Here is an 18,996-nt window from a genome sequence, read left to right as displayed (position 1 = left end):
TGCCGCTTCGACCAGCACTCGCCGATGTTCGGACAGCCGGCCTCCTCGCAAACCGTATGGAGCCCTTCGGAGCGCACGATCGCGCGCGTCTCCTGGTAGATCTGCGAGCCCGGCGCCTTCACGCGGAGCCAAGCGGGTTTGCGCTGGAGGGGGGTCTCGGGACGGTGCGCCTTTTCGGGGTGGCGCTCGGTGCGACCGGCGGCGTCGGCCAGGAGTTGACCGCGACCAGCCTCGGTTGCCGTCTCGGAAACGCGCTTGCCCTGCTCCAGCACCGTCACCATCGCTTCGTCCTTTCTTGCCCAAGAACTACGCGCGATCCATAGGCGCGGATCGCGCCGCGGGCAATGCGACCGTTGAAGGTGCCATCTGAGGTCCGCGCAGTGCCGGCAGCCCGCGAACATGGGCACCTCAGCCTTGGCTCGCGTCCCCTTGCGATGAGGTGGCGTCGGCGACGGGAATCGATCGCCCTCGCGCGTGCCCCTCGGCCGTGGTTGCCCCACTGTCGCACGCGATCAAGTGATCAGAACCGCTGCAACAAAGAAGGCGACACCCGAGGGTGCCGCCTTCCGAGAGCAAGAACGCAGCCGGCGTTCCGGATTACTTGTACGAACCCGTCGGCTCGGCGCCGAACTTGGTGCGGAGTGCGAAGGAGATGATATCGACCGACGCGTCGTTCGACTCGGCGTGCAAGACGAGATTGCTGTTCGAGATCGACTCGCGCTCGATATCGGCGTCCTCCACCCAGATGTGGGTGTAGGAAAAGTCGAGGGTCGTATCACTGGTGCCGCCGAACAGGCTCGGGAGAAGTTGGCCGACGTGCGTCGAGAGGCCCGCGGACAACCAGATCCGGTTGTTGTCCGGCACGGCAGTCAGCCGGTTCGCCGCCGCTTGGATCGGGCTCTCCTCGTATGCGAGGCCGGCGCGGAAGGTCGTATCGGCCGAATAGTCGTACTCGAAGCCGACAGAGGCGAACCAAGCGTCCTCCCAGTTGGCGTTGAGCGATGCGAACGTCTGGCCGGCCACGGAAACACCACCGGTCGGCAGCGTATTGGCGCCCAGCGCGAGGAGCGTCGCGACACCGGTTTCCGTCGGGACGATGTTGAGCTGGCTGAAATCGCTCCAGTCGGTCCACTCGAAGGTGCCCATCACGCGCACCCCTGGAGCCACTGCCTGGGTGATGCTGAAGGTCACGATATCCGGCGTGGTCAATTCAACGTTCGCGCCGAAGCGCGTGTTGAGGAGGTTGTCGCCGAACTTGCCCTCCAGCTCGTATTCCATCTGCGAGCGATAGCCGAGGCCGATCTTCGTGCCCGTGCCCGGCTCCAGCATGATGCCGGCCGTCCAGCCGATGGCGTAGTCGTCGCCGTTGTAGAAGAGATTGGGCAGGTTCGCGCGACCGAATTTCAGCGTCCCTTCCATGTAGCCGATCTGCACACCCGCGCCGAGTGTGACCCCGGGGGCGATGCGGTAGCCGAGTGTCGGCGTGCCGACGATGTTGAAAATATCGGACGTGCGCGAGAGGAGCGAGCCGGCCCAGTTGCGGTTCTCCGGCTCCGTGACGAGGCCGAAGGGCGCGTTGATGCTCATGCCGACGTAGAGGCTCGGGTCGATCTGATAGTTGTAATAGCTCGACGAGACCAGCGCCGTCTTGCCGATCTGACCCGACGAGTCACCGGAGTTGCCTGGGTTCACGGCACCGTTCGGAACCGGTGCGCCACCCAGCGTGTAAGTCACGTTGGTGATCTCGCTGTCCGGCAGGATCACGGAGTAATGGCTCTCCGAGTTGAAGCCATTCTGGTTCGCGACGGCTGCCGGGTTCCAGTACATGCCGCTCAGGGTGTTGTCCGCGGCCGCCCCTGCAAAGGATGCGCCCTGGCTGGTCGAAGACTGTTCGCGCACCGCGAAACCGCCAGCCTGCGCCAGTGAAACCGTCCCCAGAACGGCCAGCGTGGCGAGAGCAGTGCTCTGATGGAATCTCGTCATTGCCTTCTCCCCCCAAACCGCTTTCCCGTTCCCCGGCGCATCGGGATGTGTCTACAAGGCTGTGCGATGCGCCGCTGTTGCCCTGCATCTGCTCCGAAGCGGGATCGACCCTTCGGCGTTTCCCCAACATGCCGGCACGTCGTCCACCTATACGCCTGGACGGGGCAGCGCGCCAAAGCGTAAACGCTGCCGATGTCGGCGACCGAACGGGTTTCAGCGGGATTGTGTCAAGTCTGCCACAATTGGGCGGAATACGGATCGCGCCCGACGAGCTCGCGATGGACGACCGGCCGCGACATGGCAAATGGCCCCGCCAAAAAAAGCATGAGAGAAGAAAAAAGGCCGACCCATCGTGGATCGGCCTTGTCAGTGCGCCGTCCTGGCCCTTGCCCGAACGGCCCCCCAGAAGAGTGGGCCGCGCTCCAAGCGCAGGCCCAAAGCGCGATACTTGCCCCCCGACTCGTCTCGCGCTTTTAGAAGGTTGGTGACGTATCGCCACCCGACGCATTCGTGAATTGAATGTGTCAGAGCACGCGGTTCGCGGCAAGGGGGTTGGTGCGTACTGGGCGCAGGTGTCACCACACGGCCACAACAGGCGTGGCGATCCTTTCCGATCGCAAGCAACGCCGGCGACAGCAACGGTTTCGACCGCCGCGCGGACCGCCAATGATGCCGATGGATTACCGCCTACCTCTGGCGGGCGGTGCGCAAAGACGAAACGGCGCCACTGGGGCGCCGTCATCGGTAAGCGGTTGGGACAGCCTTCGCGGCGATCACGCCGCCAAGTGGTGAGGGGACGACCTCAACACTTGCGCAAGCCCATCGACACGTTGCGGATGTCGATCCCGTGCACATTGATGTTGAGATCATGGCGGCAGCCGCCATCGAGCCGCACCGACATGCCGGCGTTGAAGACGTTGCCGGAGAGCGAAAGGCTGAAACCATCGTCCAGCGCCTCGCCCGACAGCGAACCTTCGACGTCGAAGCTCTTTTCCGTCCAGGTGCCGTAAAGGGCGTTGCCGCTGCGCTGCACGTGGCTCGTCGCATCGATTTTGTAGCTGGTGCTCGCGCACCGCAGGTTCTGCACGATGCGGTTGGTTCCCTGCGCCTCGTAGACCACCCGGCACTGCACCCGCTCGCGGCCGCCGTTGTTCAGCGTGATCCAGCCGCGTCCGTTCCAGCTGCCACTCAGATCCGCGAACGACGCGGCTTCGGCGGACAGACCACCCATGATCGTGGCGGCGACAGCAGCAAGCCCGAGGGCCGCGCTACGCAGCACGGTTCTTCCATTCTTAGCGGTCATCGATCTCATCCCGTATCAGGGTTTCGTTCTGGCACTACGCTTCGTAAAGCAGAAACGATTGCCGGCAGGATAACGAGATCACCGAAAAGGGCACCTGCCAGCGTCAGTACCGTCAGCTTGCCGAATAACTGCATCGACGGCAAATCACTTGCCATTGTTACGGCGAGACCGACGATGAGAACAAGCGTCGTCAGAATCAGAACCGGACCAATGTGGCCGATTGTGGCCGTAACAGCGCGCTCGACACGCGGTTCGCCCTGTTGCTCGCGCTGCAAGCGGGCGAGGAAGTGGATGGTGCAGTCGACGGCGAGACCGAAACCGACGGTGAGTGCGATGACACTGGCATAGGCGAGTCCGTCCGCCGTGAAGTAGAGGAAAGCCCCCGCGGCGACGATCGGAAAGAGATTCGGCACGAAGCTCAGCAGCGCGAGACGCAGCGATCGAAACGCCAGCGCAATCAGCACCATGACAATCGCGACCGCCGAGAACAGGCCGAAGTTGAGTTGCCGGATCATGCTGGCGCTCTGGAGCGCGGACACCGCGGCGAGCCCGGTGACGGTGAAGGTCACGTCCGGATGGCGCTTGCGCAATTCGTCCAGCCGGGCGTCGAGATCGCGCATGATCGGCACCGCCTCGTCGGCATCGAGGCTCGGCAGCCGCCCCGTGACCAGTGCTGAACGCGCCTCGGGGTTGTAGAAGCGCGCGGTCAGATGCTGCGGCAGTAGCGCCAGATACTCGGCGATCTTGGCGCGCTCGGTCACACCGATTTCGGCCAGCCAGCGGCGAAGGGTCTCCACCGACCAGACGTTGCCGACCGAGGGATGTGCCTCGTGCAGCCGGTGCGCGTCCGCCAGGGCGTCGAGAACGGGCGCATCGGTGACCGAGAGGCCTTCCTTCCATGCGATCATGATGTGCAACGGATGGGCGCCGGTCAGCCGCTCCTCGAGGGTCTCGGCGGCGCCGACCGATTGGTTGCTCCCGGGAACCTCGTCGCTGAGGCGGTAGTGCGGTTCGAGTTGCAGGTGAAGGTGGGTGAAGGCGACGAACGAGACGACCCCGAGCACGGCGATCGCGCGCGCGTGGCGCCGAATGAAGCCCGCCATGCCCTCGCTGAAGCGCTGCAACCAGCGCAGGCCATGGCTTCGTGATCCCTCCTCGCGCACGAAGCGCGAGGTGTCGCGATAGAGCAGCACGGCCGCCATCGGCACGACCAGCATGACGGCGATGAAAGCGAGCGCTGTCGCGAATGCCGCCGCGAGGCCGAACTGGCGGATCATCGCCGAGTCCGTGAAGGTCAGCGTCAGCAGCGCGACGGCCGTGGTGAGGGACGTCAGCACGCACGCCGGCCCGACGGTCGCAGTGGCGTGCCGGGCCGCTTCGATGCTGGAATGGCCGGCCGCCAAGTGCCGCCGCACGGCGAACACCATGTGCATGGCGTCGGAAAAGGCGATCACCATGACCAATGGCGGAATGACGTTGATGAACGTGTTGAGTTTCTGGTCCATCCAGCCGAGAGCGCCCATCGCCCAGACGACCGAGAGGATCGGGCAGACCGAGGCCACGAGAACCAGGCTGAGGCGGCGAAAGAAGGCCCAGCAGATGAGGATCCCGATCGCGAGGCCTGCCGCGTTGTAGGTCACCCGGTCGCGGCGGATCGCTTCGCGGATCTCGCGCTGCATCACCGGAGCGCCCGAGAGCGTGACGGTGAGGCCGGATTCTTCGAAAACCTGGTCGAGCACGCCGCCGACCGCGCCCAGCGCCGGGTCGAGACCGCGATGGCTGAGGGATTCGCGGTTGAGACTGACAACCAGCACCGTCAGGTGCGGACGGGTGCCATCCGAGATCGAAAGGAACCGCCCTTGCAGCAGCGGATGCGCGGCGACCCGCTTCATGAGTTCGTCGAACGAAGCTCCTTCGGGCAACTCATCCGGGATCATCGGCGGCGGAAAACCGCTCTCGTCGGGTGGGTCGCGCATCGAGAACACGGATAGAACGCCGGCCACTCCATCGGCGAGTTCGAGATCGAGATGCGCCGAACGCACCCGTTCGAACTGCTCCGGTGTCAGCAGATCCGCGCCTTCGACGACCACGAGAACGTCGAACTCGCTCGCCGGAAAGCGGTTGCTCATCCGCTCGTAGGCTTTGAATTCGGGGGTGTTCGCGCGGAACAGCTCGCTGAGCGCGTCGTCGGCCAGGAGGCGCGGCAGCCCGAGCACGCTCGCGGCCGTCAGAAGCACGATGAAAGCGAGCGTTGCCAACGGGGCGCGCAACGCCACGTAGCCCAGTCGCTCCAATCCGAATCCCAAGGAGTGCATCGTTCCTTCCTAGCCGAGCGCCGTTGCACGCCAAGGCATTTCTGTTGCGATGACCATCTGGGCTTGGGACACGTGGCTGAAGGTCCACGCCGGGGCGCGCATCCCCGATCGTTGTAGCGGATGGGGCGCGCTCAGAGCGTGCGACCGGCGGCGGCGTGGTCGAGGGGGCCGTTGCCATGCCCGATGCGCAGCATCGAACCGGCCCGTATCGCGGCGCTGACGTAACTCTTGGCCGCGCGCACGGCATCGGCGAGCCGCATGCCCGTCGCGAGCCGCGCGGCGATGGCGGCCGAAAGCGTGCACCCGGTGCCGTGCGTATTGCGGGTCGGAATGCGCGGTGCCCGCAGGAACACCGGCGCACCGCCATCGAAGAAGACATCGACGGCTTCGCCACCGCCGCCATGCCCGCCCTTGACCAGCACCGCCTGCGGACCGAGCGCCAGCAGCGCCTCGGCCTGACGCTGCAATTCGTCGTCACCGTCGGCGATCGAGGTGCCGAGCAGTCGCGCCGCCTCCGGCATGTTGGGGGTCAGTAGCAACGCGCGGGGCAGGATGAACTCGCGCAGTGCCGCCTCGGCCTCGGGCTGTAAGAGCACATCGCCGCTCGTTGCCACCATCACCGGATCGACCACCAATGGGAACGCCCGGGATCGATCGAGCGCCCGTGCGACGGCGAGGATGATCTCACTCGTCGCGAGCATGCCGATCTTACCAGCGGTCACCTGGAGATCGTCGAGCACTGCGTCGATCTGGGCCTCCACGAAGGCGCCTGGCACTTCATGGATGGCGGTGACGCCGCGCGTGTTCTGAGCCGTGAGCGCGACGATGACGCTCGCGCCGTAGACGCCGTGTGCAGCGAAGGTCTTGAGGTCAGCCTGGATGCCGGCACCGCCCGACGGGTCGGAGCCGGCGATGGTCAGAGCAATCGGGGTGGTCACGAGGTCGATCCTCCGAAAGTCCGCCCGAGGGGCGGGCGAAGCCCGCATCCGCGGTTCCGCTAGTCACGGTCGCACTGCCGGTCCCTCGATCCGCAGTCCCGCGCCTCGCCAGCCGAGATAGAGCTCGAGGGCGAGGTACTCGGGCGACCCCTCGTCCAGTGGCGCCGCGCGAACCAGCTTATTGCATTCCTGGAACCGCCGGTGCAACGAGCCTGGCCGGCCCCAGGCCGCGCGATAGGCCGGAAAGGCATTCGACTGCCCCTGGCTCAGCGTCGTTGCCCGAAGCGAGCGCCCGACGCTGCGACTGTGGCAGGCATGGCAGGCTTGATTGAACTGGCCGCGCCGGGCCTCGAAGTATTGCCGCCCCAGCTCGAACGCTTCCTTCTCGCGCCGGGTCACGCGCGGGTTGAGCACCATGCCCTGCGACTGGCGGCGCACGTAGATCGTCAGCGCGAGGAGTTCATCAGTGCCGCGCTCGAGCGCCGGCGCCCGCATGTGGTCCACCCGGCAAATGTTGATCCGCTCCTCGAGCCCGATGAGGCGACCCTTGGCGATGTCGTGGCGCGGATAGCGTGTCGCTGCCCCGCGCATCGCAACGCGGGCATCGTTGTGGCAGCGTGCGCAAGAGAGGTCCGCCTCGCCCTCGCGCAGGTTCCACTGCTGCTCTCCCTCGTCCAGCCAGAGGCTCGCCGGATTCTGGGCGCCGTCGTCCTCGATGCGCCGCAGCGCGAGGGGCATGAACCGGTAGCCGGACCAGAGTTCGCTGAGCGGGCTCTCGCGGTTGAGCGGGGCGACGGCGCCAGAACGACCGTCCTGCGCGCCAGCTGGATCGACGGCCAACGCATGCGCGATGAAGAGGGCGCCAGCGAGGATGCCGCGGCGCCGGGCGCGAAGACCCGCGAGCCGGAGCATGCGCCCGGCAATCGCCCGGCACCATGTCGCTCCTTGCACCGCGCAATTTGTCCCGCTGCCCATCATTTCCTCAAGAGGGAGAGAAACGCGACGAGATCCTCGATCGCATAGGCGCTAAGCGCCGGACGCCCGATGCAGGCAGACGCCACATTGTTGAGGCCTTCGATGCGGTGATAGGCCGGTTTGACTGTGAGCGGGTCGTCGAATGCCCGCTCCGGCTCCAGCAGGATGAAACGCAATTCGGCGCGCGAGTAGCGGTCGGCGACGCCGTCGAGCGCGGGACCGAGCGTGCCCTGCGCGGACCAGAGCGCGGCCGTCGCCGCATCGTCCATGGCAACGAGGCCCTCCGGCGGCGTCACCTGGTGGCAGGCGATACAGTTGCCGGCCTCCTGGTCCGCGAAAATGGCCGCACCGCGCTTGGCATCGAAGACGGTGTCGACGAGCGGTTCGACAACGGCGCCTGGAATGTGCGCGCCGGGCACGACGAGATAGTTCGTGACGACCGGCGTGCCGGGACCGCTGCAAGCCTGATAGGACCATTGCGCCGAAGCCGGCTCGTCCTCCGGCGCCTCGGGCGGCGCCTCTGCGCCGGCATGGTCCGAAATGTCAGCGCTGCCCGGCGCTGGGCCGATCGTGGCCGGTCCGGACGGCGTCTGTGCGCGCGTCGCGGCGGACATGGCGAAGATGCCAGTCACGAGCGTTATGATGAGGCACGTGATGCGCAGGCTGGTGAGGCGCATGCATCGACCTCCTCAGAGCAGCACCGTCCCGCTTCAGCGAGCGAGCGCGGCAACACCCGGAAGCTCGCGGCCCTCGAGCCATTCGAGGAATGCCCCGCCGGCCGTTGATACATAGGTGAAACGGTCCGTGACGCCCGCGACGTTGAGAGCCGCGACCGTGTCGCCACCGCCCGCCACCGTCGTCAACCGGCCCGCGTCCGTCAGGTCGGCGGCGGCGCGCGCGAGTTGCATCGTCCCGGCATCGAAGGGCGTGAGTTCGAACGCACCGAGCGGCCCATTCCAGAGCAGCGTGGCGCACGACGCGAGCCGGGCGGCGAGCAGCGCCGTCGTCGCTGGCCCGACGTCGAGGATCATGCGATCGGCCGGTACGGTCTCGACACCATAGATTGCGTGCGGGGCATTGGCAGCAAAGCCATCGGCGGCAACGACATCGACCGGCAGCACGATCTCGCAGCCGGCGGCCTTCGCGGCCTCGCGAACCTCACGGGCCGTGGCAACGAGATCGGGCTCGCAGAGCGACTTGCCGACGGGATGTCCGTTCGCGAGCAGGAACGTGTTGGCCATCCCACCCCCGATGATGAGGACGTCGACCTTGGCGACGAGGTGGGTCAGCACCGGAATCTTGGTCGAAACCTTGGCGCCACCGACGAGGGCCGCGACGGGGCGGCGGGGCTGTTCGAGCGCGGTCCGCAGTGCCTCGATCTCGGCCATCATCTGGCCGCCGGCGTAGGCCGGCAGATGGTGGGCGAGGCCTTCGGTCGAGGCGTGCGCGCGATGGGCGCAGCTGAAGGCGTCGTTGACGTAGACGTCGCCGAGCGCAGCGAGTGCCGCCGTGAAGGCCGCCTCGTTCTTTTCCTCGCGCGGATCGAAGCGAACGTTTTCCAGCACCACCACCTCGCCGTCGCCGAGGGCCGCGACCGCGTCCGCCGCGCCGTCGCCGATCACATGTGGGGTGAAAGTGACGGCAATGCCCGGTAACCGCTCGGCCAGTGCCGCCGCCACGGGCGCGAGCGTGAGTGTGGGGTCAGCTCCCTTCGGGCGCCCGAAATGCGAGATGACGACCACGCGCGCGCCGCGTGCGGCAAGGTCGCGCACCGTCGGCACGAAGCGTTCGATCCGGGTTGCATCACTGACCTTGCCGCCATTGACCGGCACGTTGAGGTCGGCGCGCACGAGCACGCGCTTGCCGCGTACGTCGGCCGAGGTCGCAGGTTTGAGGGCACCGAGATCCATCATCGATTTCCGTCTTGCTCGGCTGCGGTGAAGACGCCGTTTCAGGCCGACCGGTCGGCGATGAGGGCGCGGGCCTCTTCGGCCACCCGTTCCGTGGTGATCCCGAAATGCGCATAAAGCTTGCCGGCAGGAGCCGAAGCGCCGAAGCCCGCCATACCGACGAAGCGATCCGAAAAGCGCAGCCACTCGCGCCAGCCCATCTCGACGGCAGCCTCGATACCGACCCGTGGCGCCTCGCCGAGCACCGCCATGCGGTAGCTCTCGGGTTGCGCGCGAAAGAGTTCGAAGCTCGGGACGGAGACGACGGCTGCCGCGATGCTCTCCTTGGCGAGGAGATCGGCGGCGGCGACGGCGAGGCCGACTTCCGAGCCGGTCGCGAGCAACGTCACATCGCGCTTGCCCTCGACCTCGCGCAGCACATAGGCGCCCTTCGCCGACGCATTCTCCGTAGTGATGGCGGTGCGCAGGTTGGGGACATTCTGGCGGGTCAGCGCGAGCACGGACGGCGCGTCGGTCGTTGCGAGTGCCAGGGCCCAGCATTCGGCCGTCTCGACGCCGTCGGCCGGGCGGAACACCTGGAGGTTCGGGATTGCCCTCAGCGCCGCCAGATGCTCGACCGGCTGGTGCGTCGGCCCGTCCTCGCCGAGACCGATCGAGTCGTGCGTCATGACGTAGACGACGCGCTGGCCCATGAGCGCGGAAAGGCGGATCGATGGCCGGCAGTAGTCGGTGAACACCAGGAACGTGCCGCCGTAGGGGATGAGCCCGCCGTGCAGGGCGATGCCGTTCATGGCCGCCGCCATGCCGTGCTCGCGGATGCCGTAGTGGATGTAGCTGCCTGCAAAATCGCCGGGTTTGACGACCGCCTGCGACTTGGCCTTCGTGTTGTTGGAGCCAGTGAGATCCGCCGAGCCACCGATCAGCGCAGGTGAAGCGGCGGCGAGGCGTTCGAGCGTCAATTCGGACCAGACGCGCGTTGCCTTCTGCGTGGTCTCCGCGGCCGCGGCCTTTCTCGCAGCTTCGATCGCGGCGGCGATCGCCGGGGCGTGCGCGGTGCCCGGATCGCGAAGTTCGCCCTGGCGCGCGCCGTCCAGTTCGGAGAAGCGGCCCGTCCATGCCGCGCGGGCGGCGCTCCCACGAGTTCCAGCCTTGCGCCAGGCCTCGGCGATGCTCGCTGGAATTTCGAAGGGCGCGTGCGGCCAGCCGAGCTTGGCCCGCGCCCCCGCGATCTCCTCGGCGCCGAGCGGCGAGCCGTGCGCGGCGGCCTTGCCGGCCTTGGTCGGCGCTCCGAACCCGATCGTCGTCTTGCAGGCGATGAGCCACGGCTTGGAGGGATCGGCCTTGGCCTTGGTGAGGGCCGTTGCGATCGCATCGGCATCGTGGCCGTCGATCGCGAGCGTGTTCCAGCTGGCGGCCTCGAAGCGGGCGATCTGATCCTCGCTGGTCGAGAGCGAGGTCGGCCCATCGATGGAAATGCCGTTGTCGTCGAACAGCACGATCAGCTTGCCGAGGCGCAAGTGGCCGGCGAGCGTGATCGCCTCCTGCGAGATGCCCTCCATGAGACACCCGTCGCCAGCGATCACGTAGGTATGGTGGTCGACGATGCCATCGCCGTAACGGGCGTTGAGGAGACGTTCGGCGAGCGCCATGCCGACCGCATTGGCGAGCCCCTGGCCGAGCGGGCCCGTCGTCGTCTCGATGCCTTGGGCGTGCCCGAACTCGGGATGCCCGGCGGTCCTGGCGCCGAGCTGGCGGAAATTGCGCAGTTCCGCGAGCGGCATGTCCTCATAACCGGTCAGATGCAAGAGCGCATAGAGCAGCATCGAGCCATGGCCGGCCGAAAGCACGAAGCGGTCGCGGTCCAGCCATTGCGGATCGCTCGCATCGAACTTGAGGAAGCGTGTGAACAGCACCGTCGCGACATCGGCCATGCCCATCGGCATCCCGGGATGCCCCGACTTGGCGGCCTCGACCGCGTCCATCGCCAGTGCGCGGATGGCATTCGCCATATCGCTATGGGCGACCTCGCCGGTCGTGCTCTGGCGTGGCGCTACTGGCATCGTGTTCTCCAAGAGATGGTCGAGGGACGACCGTGGAACGCAGGCGCGCCCCGCGTGCCGGCACGGCCGCGCCAGGGCGTCATGCGGGCCGGTTTAGCGCCTGGCGCAGCGGGCGTCCACCGGGCCGCGCGCTCTCTCCCAAGCCAATGCGAAACGCAAAACGCCGCCGACAGGGACCGTCGACGGCGTTCATGGAGGTCGGTTCCGGCTTCAGGGAGCGGGTGAGGGGATCAGCCCTTGACCACCTGACGCACACGGCCCATTCCCTCGCGGCGATCGAATGCCTTGAGAGCCTGCTTGCGGGCCTTTGCATTCGCCTTGCCACGCGCGACGGCAGCCGAGAGGCGTTCGTCGAGAACGCCGCGACGGTCCGCGATCTGCGGCAGGATGAAGTCCGGTGTGTGGTTCGGCTCGACAATGACCGGCCCGGCCGGCGTCACTGCGATGTCCCAGCCGATGAGCGGGATCCCCGGAAAGAGGCTCGCGGCATCGCAGGCGATCTCGTTGACCGCCTGCCAGTGCGGCACGACGGCCCCGACGAGCGCCGAGCCGGTGTCGGGATGCGTCTCCGCGACCCGGGCGATTGCACCCGAATGGCGCACGGCGCGGGTCACGACGCCGCTCTCGGGATCGAGGGTGGCGAGCAGGTTGCCGCGCCAATAGTTGTCGGCAACGCTCCCGCCCGCCGGAATCTTCCAGGCGGTGCGCAACACCGCCGGCCCCGCCTCGTCGGCGAGCGTGACGACGCGGATGGTGGCGATGCGATCACCACAGAGGCGCGCGATGTCTTCGTGCGGGCTGAGGAGGCGCTGGAAGAGATAGCCGTCGGCATAGTTGGCCATCACCTCGTCGGCGAACTTTTCGACCGTCACGGTCTGACCGAAGCGCCCGATGAGGCTGTCCGTCGTGGCTTCGTAGGCGATGAAGCTGGCGGCACCATAGCTGCGAAGCGAGGCGTGCGGCTTGCCGAACAGGGGAAAATTCTCGCCATTGCGCAGGAAGCCGAGCAGGCCATCGCGGCCGTCGATTTGAACAAGGCCGGGGCGCTTGCGCCCGCGCGCGACGAGCGCGACGGTCTCGGTGGTGGCGAGGCCGACGCCCCGAAGCATGGCTTCGACCGCCAGCTTGTCGTCGATGAAGCCGTACCAGTCGTGGCGGTGGTTGACGTCCACCCAGATCTGACGCGCGGCCTTGACGCCGACGAATGCGCGCTTGTCGGCGCCCGCGAGCGCGACGTCGTCGTAGAGGCCGAGGGCAAAATATTCGTCCGTCGAAATCTTGCCCGGACCGAAGGCGAGGCGGGCTATTTCGGTCAGGACTTGCTGGAGGGAACGGCCGGAGACCTCGGCGGCATGCTTCAAGAGATCGGCGAGGCCGAGGCTGGCCCGCTGGCCGCCGGTCTGCAGGACCGGGCCGGCGGGTGCGGCATTCTCGCTGTCGTTCGGAAGGTCGGCTTGCTGGCTATCAGCCTCGGCTGCGCCATCGACGGTACGGGCCAATGCGGACATGGCATCCTCTACTCGGGACCAAAGGGACGCCCCGAGAATTGCCGAGAATGCTTAACTGGCGGTTGCCAGCGATATGAAAACAATGAGGTTTTCGCGTCTGCCTGGAGTTCGTCGCCGGGGCGAGGTCTCAGCCGCCGTGCCGTGCCTCCAGGATGCTTCGGCGGCCGCGCGTGTTGCCCTGATAAGCCGTCGTCACGGTGGTAAGCGCGGCGAGCCAATGCGCGGCGGGCTGGCGTTCGGCGAGAGCGGTGGGAATCTCGACGGTATCGAAGCCCGAGCCGATGGCGTGCGAGAGCTGGTCCGCGATGAGCGGGCCGACGGCGCGCAGTTCTCCGTTGAAGCCGAGATGGCGCAGGCGCCGCGCGATGGAGAACCCGCGCCCGTCGGCGAACGAGGGAAACTCGACGGCGATCAGCGTCAGGCGCGCGAGCACGCCGGCGAGATCGCCAACGTCGATGTCGTTGGCGACCTCGAGGCCGATGCGCCCGTGCGCGGTCTCGTGTTGCAGCCGCTCGTTGAGCCGGCGGTGGGAGATGATGATGTCGCCGCCCTCGGGGATCGGCGCGCTGTCGTCGAGGCGATGCCAGCCGTTGGCGATCTCACCGGTTCTGGCGATCAGCATAGAGTGCCTCCTTGAAACCATCGGCTCCGAGCCTGCGATAGGCGGAAAGAAAGGGCTCGCCCTCCTGGCGCACCGCGATGTAGTGGTCGACGAGGCGCTCGATGGCATCGGCCACCTCGTCGGACGAAAGGCCCGGACCCGCCCGTTCGCCGATCGCGGCATTTTCCGTCGCGTCGCCACCGAGCGTGATCTGGTAATATTCCTCGCCCGCCTTGTTGAGACCGAGGATGCCGATGTGGCCAACGTGATGATGGCCGCAGGCGTTGATGCAGCCGGAGATCTTGATGGCGAGCGGACCGATCTCGCGCTGGCGCTCGGGAGCGGCAAAGCGCGTGGAGATCTTCTGGGCGATGGGGATCGAGCGGGCGGTCGCGAGCGCGCAATAGTCGAGACCCGGGCAGGCGATGATGTCGGTGACGAGACCACGGTTCGCCTCGGCGAGATCGAGCGCGGCAAGACCTTCCCAGAGCGCCTTCAGGTCCTTCTTGCGGACGTGGGCGAGGACGATGTTCTGCTCGTGCGTGACGCGCAATTCCCCCCGCGAAAAGCGGTCGGCGAGATCGGCGAGCCCACGCATCTGCGCGGCCGTGGCATCGCCCGGCTCGCCCCCGGGCCGCTTCAGGGTGACGGTGACGGCAGCATGACCCGGCACCCGGTGCGGGAAGGCATTCTGCTCGACCCAGGCCGAAAAGACGCCATCGAGCGCCCTGGCAGTTGTGAGCGCGGCCTCATCGCCCGGTGCCGGCGCATAACCGGGAGCGGAAAAATAAGTCGCGATGCGCGCGAGTTCCTTTTCCTCGAGCTGGCGCGTGCTCACGCCGAGGGTCTCGAATTCGGCCTCGACCTCCTCTCGGAACGCCTCGAGGCCGAGTTCGTGCACGAGGATCTTGATGCGTGCCTTGTACTTGTTGTCGCGCCGGCCGCAGAGGTTGTAGACGCGCATGATGGCTTCGATGTAGGTGAGCAGTTGGCCGTTCGGCACATGCTCGCGCACCACCGCGCCGATCATCGGAGTGCGCCCTTGCCCGCCCCCGACGATCACCTGCCAGCCGGGCTCCCGGCCGTCCCCCGCGACCGCTCTCAGGCCGATATCGTGGAAGAAAACGGCAGCCCGGTCGGCCGCGGCACCTGTCACCGCGATCTTGAACTTGCGCGGCAGGAAACTGAATTCGGGATGCAGGCTCGACCACTGGCGCAACAGCTCGCAGACCGGTCGCGGGTCGATGATTTCGTCCGCCGCGACACCCGCGAAGGGATCGGTCGTGACATTGCGGATGCAGTTCCCGGAGGTCTGGATGGCGTGCATCTCGACCTCGGCGAGGTGCGCGAGGATGTCCGGCACGTCGGTGAGGCGCGGCCAGTTGAACTGGATGTTCTGGCGCGTCGTGAAATGGCCGTAGCCGCGATCGTAGCGCTCGGCGATCATGGCGAGCTGGCGCAGTTGGCGCGAGGAGAGCATGCCGTAAGGGATGGCCACGCGCAGCATGTAGGCATGGAGCTGGAGATAGAGTCCGTTCATCAGCCGCAGAGGACGGAATTCGTCCTCGGTCAGCGCCCCCGACAGCCGCCGTGCCACCTGTCCACGGAACTCGGCGACGCGCTCGGCAACGAACGCCTGATCGAACTCGTCATAGCGGTACATGATCGTCTCCCGATCGCTCAGGCGCTGTCCGTGCCGCAACATGCGGCGCGACGGCCTCGACTGCCGTTGTCCGTCGAAGTTCGCTCGAGGCCTCAGGCCGCGACGGACGCGACGGAGATGCCGACCGAGGGGCCCGCGAGCCGTGCCCGCTCCCGCAATTCCACCGGTACGAGCCGGCCATCCGTCGCGCGCTCGACGGCGATCGCATAGGGGCCGACGACGATGGCGGCGTCGCGCTTTGCCGTGGCAAGGAGGCTCTCGAGCGCCTCCCCGCCAACCGCGACCTCGGCCTCTTCGAAGCGGGCAACCCAGTGCCCCGAGGAAAGGTAGACGCTGTGCCCCTCGAGGAGGTGATTGGCGGTGACGACATGGGATTGCGGCTTTCTGGCCATGGGGCTGTCCTCGTGTTCAAAGGTTTGCGAAGGTCGCCACGCTGGCGGCGACCTCAGTGGAGGCAGATGAGCGCGGGTGCGCCCGATCGGTGACGGTTGCATCCGCGCCAACGCGGGGCGCGAGCCCGATCAGGATCACGGCCGGCCCGGTGATCGCCGCCGCTTCGATATCGGCCGCGAGTTCCCCGAGACGGCTGGAGAGGATGCGCTCGCCCGGACGGGTCGCATCGACGACGACCGCGACAGGCGTCTCGGGTGCCCGCCCGTGAATGAGAAGTCGCCCCTGCAGGAAGCGCACGGCGGCCAGTCCCATGTAGACGGCGAGCGTTGCGTCATCGCGCGCAAGGCCGCGCCAGTCGTGCTCGGCCAGGCCTTCGACGTCCCGGGCGGTCAGGAATTTTATCGCCGAGTTGCGCCCTCGGCGGGTCAACGAGCGGGCGATGCGCGCGGCGCCGGCGCTCGCGGCGGTGATCCCCGGAACGACCTCGGCGACGATCCCGGCCGCCTCGAGGGCATCCAGTTCCTCGTCGGCGCGCCCGAACATCATCGGGTCACCCGACTTGAGGCGCACGACGCGCCGCCCCTCACGAGCATGCGCGACCATCAGCGAATTGATCTCTTCCTGCGACCAGGAAGGCCCGCCCGGACGTTTGCCGACCTCGACCACGATCGCCTCGCGGCGGGCGAGTTCGAGGATGCGCGGGTCGACCAGCCGGTCGTGCAGAACGACGTCGGCTTCAAAGAGCGCGTCGCGCGCCGCGAGCGTCAGCAGACGGGGGTCGCCGGGACCGGCACCGACCAGTTGTACGGGCGGCAGGGGTTGCGGCCCGTGCCGTTCCTCGACGTCGGCGATGGCGGCTTCGAGCGCGGTCTCGAGATGACGCGCGAGCGCTTCCTCGCCTCCGCGCGCGAGGGCCATCTCGCCGTCACGCTCGAAATAACGGCGCCAGAAGCCGCGCCGCGCCGCGCCGGCGGGGAGGGTCTCCACGCGTTCGCGAAATCCGGCTGCGATCCTGGCGAGGGTGCCGGCGGCAGGCGCCAGCAACTCCTCGATGCGCGCCTTGACGAGGCGGGCGAGCATTGGCGCCGTGCCCTCGGTTCCGACCGCAACGACCAACGGATCACGGTCGACGATGGCCGGGGTGATGAAGTCGGAGTGCTCGATCTCGTCAACGACGTTGACCAGAACGCCAGCGGCCTTTGCGAGCTCGGCGACGCGCGCGTCATCGTCGGCATCTCCGCTCGCGGCATAAACGAGGCGGGCGCCGGTCATGTCTTCGCGTTCGATCCGGCGCCGAACGAGCGTGATCTTGCCCTCGGCGGCCAGCCCCGCGACCGCCGTGCACGGCGCCTCGGCGTGGATGGTGAGGGCCGCTTCGGTCTTGGCCAGGAGGCGCAATTTGGCGAGCGCCACCTCGCCGCCACCCGCGACGAGCACCCGCGCCCCGCTGAGGTCGATGAAAATGGGATAGTGCCGCATGGCGTCGTGGTTCCGCCCGATCGAGCCGCCGGCACGCCCGAGCCGGGTCGCTGCCGGGTCGCATCGGTTCGCTCCTCGAAGTGAACGATCCGGCGCGGACGGGCTGGATATGGGAACAGAGTTCCGTTAAAGGCAATGCAGCGCCCACATCACGGGAACTCTATTCCTTCGGGCGAGATCGGGAGGGAACGGATGGCACGCGCGCGGCCAGGCGACGGGACCGAGGTTCCACTGGACGAGACCGACATCGAGATCCTCAAGGTGTTGCAGCGGGATTCGACCCTGCCGCTCGAGCGGCTCGCCAAGCGCGTCGGGATTTCCAAGACCGCGGTCTGGAACCGTATCCAGCGCCTCCAGAGCGAGAAGGTCATCCGCCGTCAGGCCGTCATCGTCGATGCCCAGCGCGCCGGGCTGGGCGAGACCTTCTTCATCGCGATCCGCACCTCCCAGCACAACGCCGGCTGGCTCGAGGCCTTCCACCGCATCGTTCAGGACATGCCCGAGATCATGGAAGCACACCGCATGGCGGGCGAGATCGACTACATCCTCAAGGTTCAGGTGCGCTCCACGCGCGCGTTCGACGATTTCTACAAGCGCCTCGTTGCCCAGATCGACCTCTTCAACGTCACCTCCATGCTCTCCATGGAGGTGCTGAAGCAGGAAACCGCCCTGCCGCTGTGAGAGGGCCGGAGGATCAGGGAAAGCCGAAGCTGAGTTGGACCGGCTTGGCGGCCGAGGACGCCGCCGTCCGACGCCTCGATTTGCGCCCTGCGGGTTGCGGGGCGGGCGGCTCATTACGTGGCACGCCGGCCATGACGATCCAGCCGGCGACATCGAAGCCGAGATCTGTGAGGACGCCTTCGGTCACCCGGGCGGCATGATCGTGGTCCGCATCCGACCACGCCTTGCGGCCGGCCTTGCGCATCCGCCTGTTGGCGGCGTCCTCGCCGGCTGAGCGCGCGAGCCGCACGGCCTCCTTGTAGGACTTGACCCGCACGAATCCCCTCCCCGTATTGGGCGAGCTTGTACGCCTTGTGTTCTTGGTGTCAATTGGCGAATGTTCACGGTTAGACGGATTCGGCGGCGGGGGCACGATGGCCAACCATCTCTACTACGGCGACAACCTCGCGGTGTTGCGCGAGCACATCCGGGACGAGAGCGTCGACCTCGTCTACCTCGACCCGCCGTTCAATTCGAACGCGACCTACAATGTCCTGTTCCGTGGACCGTCGGGCGATCAGAGCCAGGCGCAGATCGAGGCGTTCGAGGACACCTGGCACTGGAACAACGCCGCAGAGCAGGCCTTCGACGAGGTGATGCAGGGCCGGAACGCCGACGTCGCCAACATGCTGAGGGCGATGCGCTCGTTCCTCAACGACAACGACATGATGGCCTACCTCACGCACATGGCCGTGCGATTGGTCGAGTTGCATCGCGTCCTCAAACCCACCGGCTCGATCTACCTCCACTGCGACCCCACCGCGAGCCATTATCTCAAGGTGCTGATGGATGCGGTGTTTGGCTTTACCAATTTTCAGAATGAAATCACATGGAAACGCACCTTTACTCATGGCGACAGTAGAACTTGGAGCCGAGCATCAGACAAAATCTTCTTCTATACAAAGAATTTTGAAAACTTCACTTGGAACATACCTTACGAGCCACTTTCAGCCGAGTACATCCAGAGTCACTACCGATTACAAGATGCGGACGGTCGCAAGTTTCAATTGAACGACCGGGCACATCCCTGACAATTTGGACCGACAGCATCCCTGACACTGCTAGGCGTCTTCCTTAGCCGGTTCCGGCGCCGAGCGCAGCCGCGCACGCGGCGGAGCGAAGCGGTGGAACCGGCCAACGCGATCGAC

General features: G+C 66.8%; 17 protein-coding genes. 2 read left to right on the top strand and 15 right to left on the bottom strand.

The genetic code is table 11. From position 1 onward, the window contains the following. From GC150_14880 to cobA, 14 genes are all read right to left on the bottom strand, one after another. Window positions 1–281: hypothetical protein (locus GC150_14880; protein ID MBI1386188.1), on the bottom strand; the 281-nt coding region annotated here is incomplete at its 3' end. Between the two features lie 316 nt (window positions 282–597). After that, on the bottom strand, window positions 598–1,983 hold the full coding sequence (locus tag GC150_14875; protein MBI1386187.1) for an aromatic hydrocarbon degradation protein: 1,386 nt from the start codon (window positions 1,981–1,983) through the stop codon (window positions 598–600). 802 nt (window positions 1,984–2,785) lie between these two features. Continuing rightward, window positions 2,786–3,286 (bottom strand): hypothetical protein, encoded by a 501-nt coding sequence (locus tag GC150_14870; protein MBI1386186.1) that lies wholly within the window; start codon window positions 3,284–3,286, stop codon window positions 2,786–2,788. Between the two features lie 5 nt (window positions 3,287–3,291). After that, complete coding sequence (locus tag GC150_14865; GenBank protein ID MBI1386185.1) at window positions 3,292–5,601, bottom strand: MMPL family transporter; 2,310 nt, start codon at window positions 5,599–5,601, stop codon at window positions 3,292–3,294. A gap of 131 nt (window positions 5,602–5,732) precedes the next feature. Next, a complete protein-coding gene (gene thiD / locus GC150_14860) occupies window positions 5,733–6,539 on the bottom strand; it encodes a bifunctional hydroxymethylpyrimidine kinase/phosphomethylpyrimidine kinase (protein ID MBI1386184.1) in 807 nt (268 codons plus the stop codon). A gap of 63 nt (window positions 6,540–6,602) precedes the next feature. Further along, window positions 6,603–7,517: a sulfur oxidation c-type cytochrome SoxA gene (gene soxA, locus GC150_14855; protein MBI1386183.1), complete on the bottom strand. Its 915-nt coding sequence runs from the start codon at window positions 7,515–7,517 to the stop codon at window positions 6,603–6,605. Further along, entirely contained in the window at window positions 7,514–8,191 is a 678-nt protein-coding gene (locus GC150_14850) for a c-type cytochrome (GenBank protein MBI1386182.1), read from the bottom strand. Before GC150_14850 ends, soxA begins: the two co-directional genes overlap by 4 nt. Before the next feature lie 33 nt (window positions 8,192–8,224). Next, complete coding sequence (pgk, locus tag GC150_14845; protein ID MBI1386181.1) at window positions 8,225–9,424, bottom strand: phosphoglycerate kinase; 1,200 nt, start codon at window positions 9,422–9,424, stop codon at window positions 8,225–8,227. 41 nt (window positions 9,425–9,465) lie between these two features. After that, window positions 9,466–11,484 carry a transketolase gene (tkt, locus tag GC150_14840; protein MBI1386180.1) on the bottom strand — a complete coding sequence of 673 codons (2,019 nt, stop codon included), beginning with the start codon at window positions 11,482–11,484 and terminating at the stop codon, window positions 9,466–9,468. A 230-nt stretch (window positions 11,485–11,714) separates the two neighbouring features. Continuing rightward, the gene (locus tag GC150_14835; protein MBI1386179.1) at window positions 11,715–12,992 is read right to left on the bottom strand and encodes a hypothetical protein; all 1,278 of its coding nucleotides are present in this window, start codon (window positions 12,990–12,992) and stop codon (window positions 11,715–11,717) included. A 127-nt stretch (window positions 12,993–13,119) separates the two neighbouring features. Next, window positions 13,120–13,614, bottom strand: coding sequence for a DUF934 domain-containing protein (locus tag GC150_14830; GenBank protein MBI1386178.1), 495 nt, complete (start codon window positions 13,612–13,614; stop codon window positions 13,120–13,122). After that, a complete protein-coding gene (locus GC150_14825) occupies window positions 13,592–15,256 on the bottom strand; it encodes a nitrite/sulfite reductase (protein MBI1386177.1) in 1,665 nt (554 codons plus the stop codon). Before GC150_14825 ends, GC150_14830 begins: the two co-directional genes overlap by 23 nt. A gap of 92 nt (window positions 15,257–15,348) precedes the next feature. Then, the gene (locus tag GC150_14820; protein MBI1386176.1) at window positions 15,349–15,648 is read right to left on the bottom strand and encodes a DUF2849 domain-containing protein; all 300 of its coding nucleotides are present in this window, start codon (window positions 15,646–15,648) and stop codon (window positions 15,349–15,351) included. Between the two features lie 16 nt (window positions 15,649–15,664). After that, complete coding sequence (gene cobA, locus GC150_14815) at window positions 15,665–17,128, bottom strand: uroporphyrinogen-III C-methyltransferase (GenBank protein ID MBI1386175.1); 1,464 nt, start codon at window positions 17,126–17,128, stop codon at window positions 15,665–15,667. 192 nt (window positions 17,129–17,320) lie between these two features. Here cobA and GC150_14810 point away from each other — a divergent pair, with 192 nt between their 5' ends. Then, on the top strand, window positions 17,321–17,809 hold the full coding sequence (locus GC150_14810) for an AsnC family transcriptional regulator (GenBank protein MBI1386174.1): 489 nt from the start codon (window positions 17,321–17,323) through the stop codon (window positions 17,807–17,809). A 13-nt stretch (window positions 17,810–17,822) separates the two neighbouring features. Here the strand turns inward: GC150_14810 and GC150_14805 are convergent, their stop codons facing one another. Continuing rightward, a complete protein-coding gene (locus GC150_14805) occupies window positions 17,823–18,125 on the bottom strand; it encodes a hypothetical protein (protein MBI1386173.1) in 303 nt (100 codons plus the stop codon). A 97-nt stretch (window positions 18,126–18,222) separates the two neighbouring features. On the opposite strand from GC150_14805, the gene GC150_14800 reads away from it, so the two are divergent. Then, window positions 18,223–18,879: a hypothetical protein gene (locus GC150_14800; GenBank protein MBI1386172.1), complete on the top strand. Its 657-nt coding sequence runs from the start codon at window positions 18,223–18,225 to the stop codon at window positions 18,877–18,879. The last annotated feature ends 117 nt before the right edge of the window (window positions 18,880–18,996 follow it).

It is taken from the genome of Hyphomicrobiales bacterium, from assembly GCA_016125495.1.
In the GTDB taxonomy this organism is placed as follows: Bacteria; Pseudomonadota; Alphaproteobacteria; order Rhizobiales; family RI-29; genus RI-29.
This window is presented reverse-complemented; position numbering and strand designations above follow the sequence as displayed.

What these genes read in the sequence shown, in the direction of transcription:
- GC150_14875 (MBI1386187.1), bottom strand. Translation starts at nt 1,983, where the DNA reads ATGACGAGATTCCATCAGAGCACTGCTCTCGCCACGCTGGCCGTTCTG.
- GC150_14870 (MBI1386186.1), bottom strand. Translation starts at nt 3,286, where the DNA reads ATGACCGCTAAGAATGGAAGAACCGTGCTGCGTAGCGCGGCCCTCGGG.
- GC150_14865 (MBI1386185.1), bottom strand. Translation starts at nt 5,601, where the DNA reads ATGCACTCCTTGGGATTCGGATTGGAGCGACTGGGCTACGTGGCGTTG.
- soxA (MBI1386183.1), bottom strand. Translation starts at nt 7,517, where the DNA reads ATGATGGGCAGCGGGACAAATTGCGCGGTGCAAGGAGCGACATGGTGC.
- GC150_14850 (MBI1386182.1), bottom strand. Translation starts at nt 8,191, where the DNA reads ATGCGCCTCACCAGCCTGCGCATCACGTGCCTCATCATAACGCTCGTG.
- pgk (MBI1386181.1), bottom strand. Translation starts at nt 9,424, where the DNA reads ATGGATCTCGGTGCCCTCAAACCTGCGACCTCGGCCGACGTACGCGGC.
- tkt (MBI1386180.1), bottom strand. Translation starts at nt 11,484, where the DNA reads ATGCCAGTAGCGCCACGCCAGAGCACGACCGGCGAGGTCGCCCATAGC.
- GC150_14835 (MBI1386179.1), bottom strand. Translation starts at nt 12,992, where the DNA reads ATGTCCGCATTGGCCCGTACCGTCGATGGCGCAGCCGAGGCTGATAGC.
- GC150_14830 (MBI1386178.1), bottom strand. Translation starts at nt 13,614, where the DNA reads ATGCTGATCGCCAGAACCGGTGAGATCGCCAACGGCTGGCATCGCCTC.
- GC150_14825 (MBI1386177.1), bottom strand. Translation starts at nt 15,256, where the DNA reads ATGTACCGCTATGACGAGTTCGATCAGGCGTTCGTTGCCGAGCGCGTC.
- GC150_14820 (MBI1386176.1), bottom strand. Translation starts at nt 15,648, where the DNA reads ATGGCCAGAAAGCCGCAATCCCATGTCGTCACCGCCAATCACCTCCTC.
- cobA (MBI1386175.1), bottom strand. Translation starts at nt 17,128, where the DNA reads ATGCGGCACTATCCCATTTTCATCGACCTCAGCGGGGCGCGGGTGCTC.
- GC150_14810 (MBI1386174.1), top strand. Translation starts at nt 17,321, where the DNA reads ATGGCACGCGCGCGGCCAGGCGACGGGACCGAGGTTCCACTGGACGAG.
- GC150_14800 (MBI1386172.1), top strand. Translation starts at nt 18,223, where the DNA reads ATGGCCAACCATCTCTACTACGGCGACAACCTCGCGGTGTTGCGCGAG.